Annotated in this window: 13 protein-coding genes; 7 read left to right on the top strand and 6 right to left on the bottom strand. The window is 38.8% G+C overall.

The window, feature by feature from the left end; all coding sequences use genetic code 11:
• Both ACYVFA_RS01180 and ACYVFA_RS01175 read left to right on the top strand, forming a co-directional pair.
• Nucleotides 1–1,153, top strand: a 1,153-nt coding sequence (locus ACYVFA_RS01180) for a 3-coathanger stack domain-containing protein (protein WP_460469952.1), incomplete at its 5' end; no start/stop codon positions are given.
• A gap of 179 nt (nt 1,154–1,332) precedes the next feature.
• Nucleotides 1,333–1,902, top strand: coding sequence for a hypothetical protein (locus tag ACYVFA_RS01175; protein ID WP_460469951.1), 570 nt, complete (start codon nt 1,333–1,335; stop codon nt 1,900–1,902).
• A 16-nt stretch (nt 1,903–1,918) separates the two neighbouring features.
• Here the strand turns inward: ACYVFA_RS01175 and ACYVFA_RS01170 are convergent, their stop codons facing one another.
• From ACYVFA_RS01170 to ACYVFA_RS01155, 4 genes are all read right to left on the bottom strand, one after another.
• The gene (locus ACYVFA_RS01170; protein ID WP_460469950.1) at nt 1,919–3,004 is read right to left on the bottom strand and encodes a complex I subunit 1/NuoH family protein; all 1,086 of its coding nucleotides are present in this window, start codon (nt 3,002–3,004) and stop codon (nt 1,919–1,921) included.
• A 13-nt stretch (nt 3,005–3,017) separates the two neighbouring features.
• Nucleotides 3,018–4,451, bottom strand: coding sequence for an asparagine--tRNA ligase (gene asnS, locus ACYVFA_RS01165; RefSeq protein ID WP_460469949.1), 1,434 nt, complete (start codon nt 4,449–4,451; stop codon nt 3,018–3,020).
• 268 nt (nt 4,452–4,719) lie between these two features.
• Complete coding sequence (locus ACYVFA_RS01160) at nt 4,720–4,884, bottom strand: type II toxin-antitoxin system antitoxin (RefSeq protein ID WP_460469948.1); 165 nt, start codon at nt 4,882–4,884, stop codon at nt 4,720–4,722.
• Complete coding sequence (locus ACYVFA_RS01155) at nt 4,884–5,735, bottom strand: SPFH domain-containing protein (protein ID WP_460469947.1); 852 nt, start codon at nt 5,733–5,735, stop codon at nt 4,884–4,886. Before ACYVFA_RS01155 ends, ACYVFA_RS01160 begins: the two co-directional genes overlap by 1 nt.
• Before the next feature lie 166 nt (nt 5,736–5,901).
• Here ACYVFA_RS01155 and lysS point away from each other — a divergent pair, with 166 nt between their 5' ends.
• Nucleotides 5,902–7,614: a lysine--tRNA ligase gene (gene lysS, locus ACYVFA_RS01150; RefSeq protein WP_460469946.1), complete on the top strand. Its 1,713-nt coding sequence runs from the start codon at nt 5,902–5,904 to the stop codon at nt 7,612–7,614.
• Nucleotides 7,615–7,736: 122 nt separating this feature from the next.
• Nucleotides 7,737–9,371, top strand: coding sequence for a hypothetical protein (locus tag ACYVFA_RS01145; RefSeq protein ID WP_460469945.1), 1,635 nt, complete (start codon nt 7,737–7,739; stop codon nt 9,369–9,371).
• A gap of 65 nt (nt 9,372–9,436) precedes the next feature.
• Here ACYVFA_RS01145 and ACYVFA_RS01140 read toward each other — a convergent pair whose 3' ends face one another.
• The gene (locus ACYVFA_RS01140) at nt 9,437–11,860 is read right to left on the bottom strand and encodes an endonuclease MutS2 (RefSeq protein WP_460469944.1); all 2,424 of its coding nucleotides are present in this window, start codon (nt 11,858–11,860) and stop codon (nt 9,437–9,439) included.
• Between the two features lie 160 nt (nt 11,861–12,020).
• On the opposite strand from ACYVFA_RS01140, the gene ACYVFA_RS01135 reads away from it, so the two are divergent.
• The 3 genes from ACYVFA_RS01135 to ACYVFA_RS01125 all read left to right on the top strand — a co-directional run bounded on the left by ACYVFA_RS01135 (nt 12,021) and on the right by ACYVFA_RS01125 (nt 13,704).
• Nucleotides 12,021–12,527, top strand: a complete 507-nt coding sequence (locus tag ACYVFA_RS01135) for a PAS domain-containing protein (protein WP_460469943.1) — start codon at nt 12,021–12,023, stop codon at nt 12,525–12,527.
• A gap of 1 nt (nt 12,528) precedes the next feature.
• Nucleotides 12,529–12,753 carry a cysteine-rich CWC family protein gene (locus ACYVFA_RS01130; RefSeq protein WP_460469942.1) on the top strand — a complete coding sequence of 75 codons (225 nt, stop codon included), beginning with the start codon at nt 12,529–12,531 and terminating at the stop codon, nt 12,751–12,753.
• Between the two features lie 258 nt (nt 12,754–13,011).
• On the top strand, nt 13,012–13,704 hold the full coding sequence (locus ACYVFA_RS01125; protein WP_460469941.1) for a hypothetical protein: 693 nt from the start codon (nt 13,012–13,014) through the stop codon (nt 13,702–13,704).
• A 1-nt stretch (nt 13,705) separates the two neighbouring features.
• Here ACYVFA_RS01125 and ACYVFA_RS01120 read toward each other — a convergent pair whose 3' ends face one another.
• A complete protein-coding gene (locus tag ACYVFA_RS01120) occupies nt 13,706–13,903 on the bottom strand; it encodes a hypothetical protein (protein WP_460469954.1) in 198 nt (65 codons plus the stop codon).
• Between the last annotated feature and the right edge of the window lie 28 nt (nt 13,904–13,931).

Here is a 13,931-nt window from a genome sequence, read left to right as displayed (position 1 = left end):
GCAATTGAATTGCACGAGTGATTCAAGTGATGTCTCAACTATTACAGTCAATCCAGTTCCCGCCAAACCGACTATTTCACCAGCAAGTTTAACCATATGTTCAGGAGTATCTACAACTTTACTAGCATCGGCTTGCACTGGTGGGACTTTACGATGGACAGGTGGTTTAACAGGCACAAGTATAACAATAAGCCCGACGGCTACTAAATCTTACAAAGTAGCGTGTACGCAATTGAATTGTACAAGCGATTCCAGTGACGTATCTGTAATAACAGTCAATCCAACTCCCACTGCACCAACTATAAGTGCTACTTCAACAGCTATCTGTAAAGGGACAAATACCACTTTGTCAGTATCAGGTTGCTCAGGTGGCATTGTAAAATGGACAGGCGGTTTAACAGGTTCGTCGATAATTGTATCTCCGGTCACAACAAAGAATTATAAAGCAGTCTGTACTCAAATATCCTGCACCAGCGATTCAAGCGAGGCGACTATTATTACCGTAAAACCGATACCAACCGCACCTGTTATTACTGCCGATAGCACCACAATATGCAATGGGCAGACCTTATTGCTCAGAGCCTCTTGTGCTTCTGGAGCAGTATCGTGGAATCCATCCGGAACAGGAAGCACCCATACGATTAGCACCACAGGAACTTACACGGCTGTGTGTATAGATAATGGTTGTACAAGCCCATCTGGCAGTATAGTGATTACTTCTGGAAGTTGCAGATTTACGTCTATCAACCCTGTAAATCCTGTGATATGCCCCGGTAAAAGCATAACTTTGACGATTTCAGGTTGTAATGGAGGAAGTATAAGCTGGAGTGGGGGAGAGACTGGAGCAGGAACTAGCATAACAGTAAGTCCTGCTGTTACAACAACTTACACTGCCGTCTGTTCTTTAGGAAGTTCAGCAAATACTACTGTAACAATAGCGCAGAACAATATATTAATATCTAACGATGTTCTGACTGGAACAGTAATTGAAAAGGCGGCTCAGACGATAGAATCAGATAAAGAAATAGGTAGCTTGTCAATCACACCTAAACCAAATGTAACGTATTTTGCAGCTAATTCAATAGTATTGAAGCCAGGATTTATGGTAGAAAACGGAGCAGTATTTAAAGCAGAAATACAGGGATGTAATTAATTATAAATAATTAAGTAGTGTTTTATAAGAATAGCCGACTCGCAAGGTCGGCTATTTTTTATGGCTATGTAGCTATAATTGTCGTCTTTAAACTAAATTTCATAAGAAATAATGATAAAGGCCATCGAAAAGTGCCTTTAAAAACGTCTTACGAAAGCACACAAAATAAATGATAAGAAATGAAAACAGTAGGCCATATAATCTTATTACTAAGCTTTTCCATTATATGCGAAGCTCAAAATAATTGGGAGAAAGTATCAGATGCTTTGGCACTTATTAGCAGGCAAAGAGCAGATATGGTTTTGAGTCATTTTGATACTATACAAGCTCCCAAGATTCTATACGCTTTGGAAAATAAAGAGTTCTATTTGATTATTAAGAGCAAACCTGATTATAATGAATATTATGTTAGGCTAAATAATTCGGGAGAGATAGAAAGTGTAAGACCAATAAAAGCTGAGCTAATAACTGAAAAACAAAAACAACAGCAAGACCATTATCGAAAATTGCTTTCAGAGGCAGAACCCATATTTGATGTAAGCACCTATCATACAAACTATATTACTAAAATACCAGAAGCTACTAATAGTAGTGGAAGACCATCCTATTTTGTACTGAAAGACATAGATGGTAAGCGCTATGGTGAATATAATTTATCAGCCATAAACACACCAATGCCTATTAAATCAAGCCTTTGGGCATATTTAATGATGAACCTCTCTGATGAAATGGCAAGAGAAAGACAGTAGATTCAATAAAATTATTCTAAACCATCAACAACCGCCAAACCCCTGAAATTAATAAAAGAATTAAACAGAAAGGCGTAAGAATTTTCCAGGATAGGTGCATCAATTGGTCAACACGTAAACGTGGGAGTGTCCAACGAAGCCACATCTGTATGAAAATGAGGACATAAGATTTTGACAATAACCAGAAAGCACCCCACAAATTGCCCGACCATTCGCCAACTGTCCCACTTGTCCAATCTGCCAATTCTACAGGTCCTATATTTGGAAAAGGAGTATTCCAGCCACCCAGAAATAAAATCACACCCAAGATAGACACCAGAAGCATCATAGCATATTCAGAAAGCATCATTACGGCCCATCTGAAACCGGAATATTCGGTATGAAAACCTGCAATTAATTCAGATTCAGCCTCTGGCAAGTCAAATGGTGCACGGTTACTTTCAGCAAGTGAGGCAATAAAATAAATAACAAAGACAATCAATAGAAACGGATTTCTGAAAATATTCCATGTCAGAAAACCGCCAACCTCACCTACTTCTACACCTAATGCCTTAATACCAAAAAGATAATTTTTCTCATCCCAGAAGATTCCCTGTTGAAAACTGATTTCCTGTAAATCTAAGGTTTGTGTAATCAGAATCACACAGAGGATGGATAGCCCAAGCGGTATTTCATAAGAAATAATCTGTGCTACTGAGCGCATAGCTCCGAGTAAAGAATATTTATTATTAGAAGCCCAGCCAGCCATCAGAATGGCTAAAATATCTAAGGAAACAACAGCCAATAGAAGAAAAACACCCGTTTGGGTACCGGAACCAGATAAACCTGGAGATAATGGAAAAACAGCAAAGCCTGCAAAAACTACCATAAAGAGCATGATAGGCGCAAACTTAAAAAGATTGCGATCTGCACTGGCAGGGGTAATATCTTCTTTCTGAATTAATTTCAATAAGTCGGCAATCAACTGCAAAAGTCCCCAATGACCTACTTCCATAGGCCCTAGACGGTCTTGTATAAAAGCAGAAACCTTACGCTCGAGATAAACCCCGACCACTACGTTGGCAAAAGCAATAGCAAGAAATATAGCGAGCGTAAGTATCATCTGTTTCTTTTAATTAAAATTCAGCACTCTTAGGTGTTCTTGGGAAAGGAATTACGTCACGGATATTGGTCATACCTGTCACAAACAATACCAGACGCTCAAAACCTAAACCAAAACCTGAGTGTGGTGCAGAACCGAATTTACGGGTTTCAAGATACCACCAGATGTTTTCTGGGTCGATACCCACTTCTTTCACACGGGTTAATAATTTTTCGTAATCATCCTCACGTTGTGAACCACCAATGATTTCACCAATCCCTGGGAATAACACGTCCATCGCTCTCACAGTCTTACCATCGGCATCCTGTTTCATATAGAACGCTTTAATTTCACGAGGGTAGTTAGTAAGAATTACAGGTTTTTTGAAGTGTTTTTCCACTAAATAACGCTCATGTTCTGACTGTAAGTCGATACCCCATTCAACAGGATACTGGAATTTCTTTTCTTTATGCGGTTTTGATTTTAATAGAATCTCAATCGCTTCCGTATAAGTCAATCTTTCAAATTGGTTATCAACCACAAAACGCAATTTCTCCAACAGAGCCATTTCGCTGCGCTCGTTCTGAGGTTTGTTTTTCTCTTCGTCTAACAAACGTTTCTCTAAGAAAGCCAAATCATCCGCACAGTTTTCTAAAGCATATTTGATTACATATTGTACGAAATCTTCTGCCAAAGCCATGTTGTCTTCCAACTCATAGAAAGCTACTTCCGGCTCAATCATCCAGAACTCGGCTAAGTGGCGTGTCGTATTAGAGTTTTCAGCACGGAAAGTTGGCCCGAAGGTATAAATTTTCGATAAAGCCAAAGCGCCTAATTCTCCCTCTAATTGTCCTGATACGGTCAGGCTTGTTTCACGACCGAAGAAATCTTCTTTATAATCAATTTGTCCGTCTTCTGTTCTCGGAGGATTTTTGATGTCAAAAGTCGTTACATGAAACATTTCACCTGCGCCCTCAGCATCAGATGCCGTGATGATAGGTGTATGCAGATAAAAGAATCCTTTATCGTTGAAATATTTATTGATAGCAAACGCTAAGTTATGACGGATACGGAAAATAGCACCGAATGTATTTGTACGGAAACGCAAGTGTGCTTTTTCACGTAAAAATTCCATCGAGTGGCGTTTAGGTTGCATCGGGAAAGTCTCATCAGCTGAGCCATATACTTCTATTTTCTCAGCCTTCACCTCAACTGCTTGCCCTGACCCTTGCGAAGCAATCAATTTACCCGTTACAGCTACACACGAACCAGTGGTAATTAAACGTAAAGTATCTTCATTGATCTGATTATTATCACCTTCTACTACCGCTTGAATATTATTAATGGTCGATCCATCATTAATCGCAATGAATGTTACGGCTGCTTGTCCTCGTTTGGTACGTACCCAGCCTTTTACTGTTACCTCTTGTTCTGCAGGTGTCTGTGTAAGAATTTCCTTGATTTGCATAAAAATAAAAACTTATAATGAGCCGCAAAAATAGCGAAAATTAGCTAGTTATACGTGCCTTTATCAGAAATAAAACAAGGGAATTTTGAGGAAATGTTTAAGGAATATGGAGAAAGGAGAACGGAAAAAGGAGGTTTGCCGATAAGGGAGATATAGTGTAAGCAGAATAATCGTAGTTAAAAGAATCCCCCTTGGGGAGGTCCGTCGTACCATTAGGGGTGGCGTATAGATATGTTTAAACAGGAGGCGTGAATACCCCTCCTGTCAATTACTCCTCACTTTTCTTGCTCTTTTTTCTTTTTTTCAGAGCATCGCTTAGTATGTATTCTATCTGCCCGTTCAGGCTTCTGAACTCCTCAGCTGACCACTTTTCTAGTTCTTTCAACACCTCAGGGCTGATTCTTAATACAAATGCTTTCTTTTCACTAGCCATTAGTTATATAGGGTTCCGGCATTTACCACTGGACTCACAGATTTTTCTCCACACAAAACTACCAATAAATTACTTACCATGGCAGCTTTTCGCTCTTCGTCCAGATGAACAATTTCTTTTTCTGATAAACGAGCCAGGGCCATTTCTACCATACCCACAGCACCCTCTACAATTTGTTTACGGGCAGCTACTACGGCAGTAGCCTGTTGGCGTTGTAGCATAGCTCCTGCAATTTCCGGCGCATAAGATAAGTGACTGATACGCGCTTCCATTACCTCTACACCTGCTTGTGTAATACGCTCATTCAGTTCTTTTTCTAACATTTCATTAATTTTACCCGAACCGTCTCTTAATGTAATGCTGGCATTTTCATCTTCGATAGTATCATAAGCATACGAGCTTGCCAGATGTCGTACAGCTGCCTCTGACTGAATATCTACAAACTTTTGATAATCATCTACCTCAAAAAGAGCTTTAGCTGTATCACTTACCCGCCATACTACTACTGCGGCAATTTCAATAGGATTCCCCATTTTATCGTTTACTTTCAGTTTTTGTCCGTTCAGGTTTCTGGCGCGAAGACTGATTTTCTTGCGTTTATACAAAGGATTCACCCAACGTAAACCATTTTGTTTCATTGTACCCATATAATCACCAAAGAAAGTGGTAACGGCTGCTTCGTTGGGATTAATAACTGTCAGCCCAATAATCAGGATAAAACCGGCTAACATCAGAATAACTGCTAAAAGTGTGGCAATCTTAAGGATGGTTAGTGGAGGTATAATCAGCAATAAAAGTCCGGCTACTAATAGGATATAACCAGATTGCGAGGATAATTCTTTTTCTTTCATAGGAGGTATGATTTTGATATTATTTTAATATCACAAAGATATTAGTATTGGCGAGATTGCCAAAAGAAAAAATGATGGAAGCAGCTTTTTCTAGATGAGTGGTAATAAATAATAATCGACATTTTTTCATAAATTGCGACTTAATTGAAAATTAACAGATAAAACGATGGTTCTTAGCGAACAAGAAATTTTACGCCGTCAGAAAAGACAAGATTTAATGGCGATGGGCATCGATCCCTATCCTGCCGAATTATTTGAGGTGAATGTAAATAGCGCCGATATTCATAAGAATTACGAGAACAATAAGTTAGACTATAAGAATGTTTCAATTGCTGGCCGTTTGATGAATTTCCGTATTATGGGAAGTGCCTCATTTGCTGAGCTTCAAGATTCAACCGGTAGAATCCAGCTTTATTTTCGTCGTGATGATTTATGTCCTGGTGAAGACAAGACCTTATATAATACGGTTTTCAAGAAGCTATTAGATATTGGCGATATTATCGGAGTAAAAGGTTATGTGTTCACTACCCAAACCAACGAAATATCAATACACGTAACAGAATTTAAAATTCTGAACAAATCATTACGTCCACTTCCCGTAGTAAGAGAAGTAGAGGGTAAAGTATACGATGCTTTCACAGACCCTGAGCAACGCTATCGCCAACGCTATGTGGACTTAATCGTGAATCCGCGTGTTAAAGAGATATTTATCAAAAGAGCGAAGATTATCTCTACCATGCGTCAGATGTTCGACGAAAGAGGCTGGTTAGAGGTAGAAACGCCTATTTTACAGCCTATTCATGGCGGCGCGGCGGCTCGCCCATTCAAAACACACCATAATACCTTGGATATGCCTTTGTATATGCGTATTGCCAATGAATTATATCTGAAAAGATTGATTGTCGGTGGTTTTGATGGGGTTTATGAATTCGGTAAAATGTTCCGTAATGAGGGTATGGACAGAACCCATAATCCTGAATTTACCTCTTTAGAATTCTATGTAGCTTACAAAGACTATGAATGGATGATGAACATCACCGAAGAAATATTTGAAAAAGTAGCTTTGGCAGTTCACGGCACAACCAAATTCAAATCAGGCGAACACGAACTGGATTTTGCAGGGCCTTTTGCCCGTCTGAGTATCCTTGAAGCTATCGAAAAATACACAGGAGTAAATATAGGTGCATTGACCGAAGAAGAAACACGCCAACATTGCCGCCAATGGGGAATGGAAGTAGATGATACGATGGGTAAGGCTAAATTGATTGATGAGATTTTTGGTGAGAAAGTAGAGGACAACCTGATTCAACCGACTTTCATTATCGATTATCCGGTGGAGATGTCGCCATTAACCAAAAAACACCGCAGTAAAGCCGATTTAGTAGAGCGTTTTGAGTTATTTGTCAATGGTAAAGAGGTAGCCAATGCTTATTCTGAATTGAACGACCCTATCGACCAACGGGAGCGTTTTGAAGAACAATTGAAACTGGCTGAACGTGGTGATGAAGAAGCCATGGCAATGGACGAAGACTTTATCCGTTCACTGGAATATGGAATGCCACCAACCGCAGGTATCGGTATCGGTATTGACCGCTTGACAATGATGTTGACAGACAATGCCAGCATTCAGGAGGTATTGTTCTTCCCACAAATGCGCCCTGAGAAAAAACAGGAACTATCAACTGATGCTGATTATGAAGCCATTGGTGTACCAACAGTCTGGATACCGGCATTGCAGAAAATGGGTTTTGTGATGGTTGAGCAACTGAAAGGAGCAAACCCAAACAAAATTTTCAACGATTTAGGTGGTGTAAGAAAGAAACTGAAAATTGAAGAAAAAATGCCTACACTTGATGAGGTGAAGGCTTGGGTAGAATAAGCTTATAAAATACAATTTAAACTCTAAAAGCAGCATTTCAACCGATAATGCTGCTTTTTTATTATCCGGTCATAATCATAAGGATTTATATCGCTAAATTTGCCAAAAACAATAGCGATTCCATGAAAAAATACATTACCTACTATCTGGTCATTCTGCCAATACTTACACAGGCACAGGGAAACCTGAAAGCCTCACTTGATAAAGTGAAAAGCTACGTAAAAGAGATTAAATTAGAGAAATCTACCGTTAGCCAACAATTCAGCTACGATAATGCCAATCCTTACAATGTAAAAATAGCCATTACTACTTCGGACTCGAAAGGGAAAACTACAGAGGAAATTTACGAATTTAATATGGGATTGATGGGAGAGGTGAAAAGAAGTGCATCAAGCAAAGAAATGAAGGTAGAATTGAGCTCTCAGAAAAACCTGAAAGTAATGCGTAATACCAAGGGCGGAGAAATGCAGAATTATGAAAATAAAGTAGAAATTTTAGCCGAAAATGTAGATGATGCCCGTGAACTGGAGAAAAACCTGAAAGATGCCATTGCAGCTGCTAAAACAGGCTGGGAAGCATCTATTAAATTACCTAAAGACGATTTGGTAGCCCTACAAAACTGGCTTGAGCAAAATATAAAAGATGTATCATCAGATAAACAATCTGTCAAACAAAGTCTGAAAAAATCAAGCACTTATAAAGACCGTGCAGTATTGATAAGCGAGGAAAACGACGGCAAAAAAACTACTGAATTAGTTTCAGACTTTAGTTGGGGTGATTTTAACGACAATGGCGCTGAGTTGAAAATTAGTGGAAAGGAGATAACCGTCAGTGTTAAATCAAAGAACGATTATGTGAGAACCCAGCAAGGCAGTGTGATGAAAGGCTATGAAGACGAAGTGAAGTTTGCCGCAGCAAATCCAACTGAGGGAACAGTTTTACAAATGGCTATTCAGAAGATTATTGCTTTGGCCAAGAAAGAATTGCAGAATAGAGTGCCCAAAGTGGCTACTAAAGAAGAAGGTTTCAAGATTCTGAAAGATAGATTCAAAGATGTGAAAGTAAACGAATCAAGCTATACTCAAAAAATAGAGCCTGCTTGTATGACCACTTATAGCCGCAAATCAGAAGTAAAAGGTAAGAGTGTTGACGAAACTTTCAAGTTTAACTTTGGTGATTTGACAGATTTTAAATTGTCAGTTTCAAAAGATGTAGTGAAGATTGCTTCAAAAGTACAGGATGGCAAAAAATTTATTCAAGCCACTAAAGATGGGGCCTTACAAAACTACGACAACAATATAGATTTTGTAGTAGGAGACATTGAAGATGCACGATACCTGATAGAAGCCTTACCTGCTATTGCCAAAGGCTGCAAAGGAAATGTTGCTGCGGGAGATTTCAGTTGGCTGGCAAGCAAAGTAAAAACCATTGAAAATCCAAAGCAAGAGCTGGTTTTACAGGATGGTGATAAATGTAAGTGGAAATTAACATCCAACGAGTCAGACTCTAAAAAAACTGTAGAAACTATCCTGGAATTTAACCTTTACGATATTGACCCTAATAAAATAGAGGTCGATGTATCGGGCAAAACAGTCGGTATTATGGGTATTACAATCAATAAAGAAAAGTTTATTAAGCAAACCAAAGACGGAAAGCCAACCTTTACCAGTGAAGTTAATCTGGTTGTAAATACCATTGAAGATGCACAAAAAGGCGTTGCTACGTTTAAAGCCCTTGTGGGAGGTTGTAAGAAGTGATTTTGAGTAATTATATTTTGATTTTTTATGCAAATGGGATTGTCGCACGACAACCCCATTTTATTTTATTTCATCCTCACAATCGTTACGCCCTGCCCACCGCGGTCGGCGTGTTCGTCGCTCATGCCGGCTACCTGTTTGTAGGAGCGCAGATGTTGGCGAATCAGCGTTCTCAGGATACCATCACCTTTGCCATGAATAATTCTTAATTCAGGATAGCCAAGCATTATTGCATCATTCATCAGGTTATCAACTTCGCCCAAGGCTTCTTCGCCACGTTTGCCTCTCAAATCAAGGTTAAAGCTGAAATTCATCATTTTTTCGTTCAGGTCAATACCCGTCATTTTAGGTCTGATGGTCTCTTTAACAGCCTCTCTGAACTCCTTCCGGCTCATTTTCTCCAGGCGGTTCAGTTTCACATTGGTTTTCAGCTCACCAATGGCAATTTCGGCATCTTTTCCTTTCATAGAGAGCACTTCGCCGATAGTAGCTTGTCCTTTTATTCTCACAAAACTTCCTATCATAATCTCGCCTTTTTCTGTCTCCCATTCTTCCGAAACAGGTTTTTGCTCTTCTACTTTTTCAGGTTTCAACTCCTGTGTTTCGAAGGTTTGCAGTTCCTGACGAATCAGTTTAGTAAGGTCTTTGTCGGCCTTTCCTTCTTTTATCTCCTTAATGGTAGTCTCTATCTTGCGATTGGTCTCTTTCAGCAATTCTTTGGCTTGTGCCTTGGCATCGTTCAGAATTTTCTTCTTTTCTGTTTCCAGAAAACTCTTCAGGCCATTGTATTGCTCAAGGGTATTTTTCAATTGCTGATTCTTCTCGATAAACTCCTTGTTTCTATCAGAAAAGACTTTTCTTTCAATCTCTAATTCTTTAATTAACTTTTCGAAATCAATCTGTTGGGTGCCTAATTTACGCTTGGCATTATCAATTACTTGCTTTGGTAAGCCTATTTTCTGGGCTACTTCCAGAGCAAAAGAACTACCCGGCTTACCAATTTCCAGCTCGTACATAGGCTCTAAATGCTCCGCATCAAACTTCATGGCCCCATTAATCGTACCGCTGTTTTTATTGGCAAATACTTTCAGGTTGGTATAGTGGGTATTAATGACACCATAGGCTTTTGCGCGTAACAATTGCTCTAAAATAGACTCAGCAATAGCCCCGCCTAAACTGGGCTCTGTGCCCGTACCAAACTCGTCAATCAGAAACAAAGTGAATTTATTTGAGAAATTGACAAAGTGCTTCATGTTCGTCAGGTGCGAACTATACGTACTTAAGTCATTTTCGATACTTTGTTCATCACCAATGTCAATAAAGATATTCTTGAATATCCCAACCTTAGAATCAGGCGAGGCAGGCACTAATAGCCCGCATTGAGCCATATATTGCACCAGACCAATAGTTTTGAGCATGACCGATTTACCTCCGGCATTCGGCCCTGACACCAAAACGATTCTATTTTCATGGTCAAGCTTAATTGAGAGTGGTACTATGGTCTTGTTCTGTTTTTGATGCGCCAGATACAATAAAGGGTGTGTAGCTCTATACCATTCCAAAGCCTGATGTTCGACTAATAGAGGCGCAGTGGCATTGATGGCCAAAGCGAATTTAGCTTTGGCTTTGATGAAATCTACCAGGCCTAAAAACAAATAGGCTTTGCGCAATGCCGGAACGTGCGGACGTAGAAAGGCTGTCAGTTTCTCCAGAATCTTGACAATTTCACGGCGTTCGCGAGCTTCCAGTTCTCTTATTTCATTGTTAGCTTCCAGTACTTCGGCTGGTTCAACAAAGGCCATCTGGCCTGTGGCAGACTCATCGTGCACAAAGCCTTTCAGCTTCCGTTTATGTTCTGATAAAACCGGAATTACCATTCGGCCATCACGAATGGTCAACGACATATCGTCTCCAATCCAGCCGCTATTGCGGGCTGTGCGGAGAATGCGTTCGAGGGTTTTTCTTAAATCGCTTTGTTCGGCTATGAGTCTTCTGCGAATATCGGCTAATTCTGGCGATGCCGAATCTCTTACTTTGCCTCTCTCGTCAATGATTTTATCTATCTGTGAAATAACGCCTCCCCAACCCTCATTGTCTGATACCGGCAATGAATTAGTGGTAAGCGTTTTTAATTCAGGATAGATAGTTTCTTCTTTCGTTTTGAAGAAATGGATAATCTGCTGAATGGTGCGAAGCGAAAGTTTGATTTCAAAAAACTGTTCTTCGCCAATAAATGCGCCTTCAATAGAAGCACGTGCCAGCGCTTCACTTACATCTATATAATTTTGCTCCGGAAAACCCGACTCGGTTTGCAGAATCAATTTAAATTCTGCTACTTGTCTGATCAATCGGTCAATTATTTTATAATCATCAGAAAAACGTATTTTGTCAACAAAAGCTCGTCCAAGCGAACTCACACATTGTTCGGCAATGAGTTCACGAATTTTATCAAACCCTATTTTTTGTTCTATATTTTGCGGGTAAAGCATGATTTTTATTTGAAAACGGGTGCAAATTTACTAAAATTTCCTGTCTTTTTATAAGCCCAGACAGGAGTAGAGCTATGTTCTGGAATAGATTCTTGATAAATCCTGAAATTTTTTTAAACATTTGCCTTAAACAAATGGTATTCACTGAAAAATGAAAACTATGTTAAATATACAAGCTTTTGCTCATCAGGAAGAAAAGGAAACACCTGTAATAGCCCCATTGTTGTGTTGGGACATCGCCAATCCTTTATTAGAAAAACGGGTCCAGATTCACAATGATATTCAGCAGATTGAAACCCTGATACTTACCTATGATTGGCACTCGGATATAAACTTTAAAAAATTATTGATAGATAATTATACCCTGGTTGTGACCAATCTATCACAGAAAATCGTCTGGGTAAGCCGAAGTTTTCAAGCTATGACAGGCTATTGTCCGGAAGAAGCGATTGGTAAAACACCTTCATTTCTGCAAGGAGACAAAACGAACCCGCAGGTAAAAATGTTAATCAGAGAGAAACTAGCTAAACTGGAAAACATTGAGGCCAAAATCTTAAACTATCGCAAAAACGGAGAGTCCTATTGGTGTGGTATCAGGATTTTTCCTGTTCAGAATAATCAGGGCGAAGTTATACATTATATTGCCATTGAAAAAGAAGTCAACTAATATGCCAGAACTGGTTCCTGTATTTTCTCCAAACGTATGTCCGCGCTGCCAACAATCTTTTGCCTGCAAAGCCCATGAGATTGACGCTTGTCAGTGTAGTGCTATCTCTCTCAGTAGGGAACAAAAGATTTTTATTAATCAACGATACACTACTTGTTTGTGTATTAACTGTTTGTATATTTTGCAACAGGAATACGAAAGTCAACCCCGGGTCTTTATTCAATAATTGTACTTTCTATATACTCTACCTTAATAATCAACAAAATTTCTTCTTCTTCTTTTAGGTAAATTTACTTGTTTTTTGTATTAAAAGCGGTATTTTTTGCAATTTTTCTTTCTTTTTTCTTTCATTTTTTGCAAATTTGGAAAGATTTATAATGTAAAGTATTGCATAAGTCTTTATAATTTAACTAAGCTAAATATTACATTGAATGATTCTTTTTCAGAGTTATTTCAATGATGTCCCTACTTCCTGACCCCTACCATGATGAAGATTGGTATAATTTCTTTGATGTTAATTATTGAGTTGACTGTATTTTATAAATTAGACTCAAACCTTGCCTATCCTTTCAGAGGGCTCATCCATTTGTTTATGGCTTACTGGTATTATTCTGAAAGAAAAAACGAACTCAACCTGACCGATAGATTATTTCTTATTTCCTGTCTGATTCCTGCTATTACACCTATACCTATTTATTTCTTCGGATTTACCTGGGGGACGCTCCTGGAAGCCATTTTGCTTTTGGTAAGCTATCAGCTATTAATCAGAATTTATACCTTAGAGGGGGCAAAAATCAGGTTTACCAATAATCTGAAAACGTTTATCGCTGTATTGATACCTTACGTTTTTTTACCACTCTCGTATTTTTTCTTTGTGGTATTTCCTGTAGCAAAACCAGATGTATTTCTGATTTGTCTGATTTACCTGATTCAGGTTATGTATATGGCTGTGCTATCAGCCTATTTGCCGTTGCCTGAAAAAAGTAAGCTCTATATATCTTTAGGAATGTTTTTTATTCTGTTTGCCAGCGGAGCAAGCGTGCATCGGGTGTATGTATCACCTTATGAGTTCGACTATGGCACAGTCAGAATAGCCGCCAATCTTGGTCGCATACTGATTATTATTGGTCTACTTAATCGTATGAAGAGAGAAATTCTTCTTCCCAAATTAGCATAAACTATTTTTCGCTATCTTTTTTGCGATTGCGAAGCTTTTTATCATCCACCGTATTATTTAAAAAACTGTTGATTTTATCAATTTCAAAGCTCATTTGAATTTCACCAAAAGAGTTGATTTTAATATCAAAGCCATTCAAATCTTTGTGTACGCGAGGATTTTCGGCTGGTAATTTTTCGTCTGTTTTCTTTTTGGCCATGGTTTTAGAAATTTGAATAGACTATTAA

This window comes from Emticicia fontis (genome assembly GCF_054779675.1).
This window is presented reverse-complemented; position numbering and strand designations above follow the sequence as displayed.

What these genes read in the sequence shown, in the direction of transcription:
- ACYVFA_RS01160 (WP_460469948.1), bottom strand. Translation starts at nt 4,884, where the DNA reads ATGGCTAGTGAAAAGAAAGCATTTGTATTAAGAATCAGCCCTGAGGTG.
- ACYVFA_RS01145 (WP_460469945.1), top strand. Translation starts at nt 7,737, where the DNA reads ATGAAAAAATACATTACCTACTATCTGGTCATTCTGCCAATACTTACA.
- ACYVFA_RS01140 (WP_460469944.1), bottom strand. Translation starts at nt 11,860, where the DNA reads ATGCTTTACCCGCAAAATATAGAACAAAAAATAGGGTTTGATAAAATT.
- ACYVFA_RS01135 (WP_460469943.1), top strand. Translation starts at nt 12,021, where the DNA reads ATGTTAAATATACAAGCTTTTGCTCATCAGGAAGAAAAGGAAACACCT.
- asnS (WP_460469949.1), bottom strand. Translation starts at nt 4,451, where the DNA reads ATGCAAATCAAGGAAATTCTTACACAGACACCTGCAGAACAAGAGGTA.
- ACYVFA_RS01120 (WP_460469954.1), bottom strand. Translation starts at nt 13,903, where the DNA reads ATGGCCAAAAAGAAAACAGACGAAAAATTACCAGCCGAAAATCCTCGC.
- ACYVFA_RS01170 (WP_460469950.1), bottom strand. Translation starts at nt 3,004, where the DNA reads ATGATACTTACGCTCGCTATATTTCTTGCTATTGCTTTTGCCAACGTA.
- lysS (WP_460469946.1), top strand. Translation starts at nt 5,902, where the DNA reads ATGGTTCTTAGCGAACAAGAAATTTTACGCCGTCAGAAAAGACAAGAT.
- ACYVFA_RS01155 (WP_460469947.1), bottom strand. Translation starts at nt 5,735, where the DNA reads ATGAAAGAAAAAGAATTATCCTCGCAATCTGGTTATATCCTATTAGTA.
- ACYVFA_RS01175 (WP_460469951.1), top strand. Translation starts at nt 1,333, where the DNA reads ATGAAAACAGTAGGCCATATAATCTTATTACTAAGCTTTTCCATTATA.
- ACYVFA_RS01130 (WP_460469942.1), top strand. Translation starts at nt 12,529, where the DNA reads ATGCCAGAACTGGTTCCTGTATTTTCTCCAAACGTATGTCCGCGCTGC.
- ACYVFA_RS01125 (WP_460469941.1), top strand. Translation starts at nt 13,012, where the DNA reads ATGATGAAGATTGGTATAATTTCTTTGATGTTAATTATTGAGTTGACT.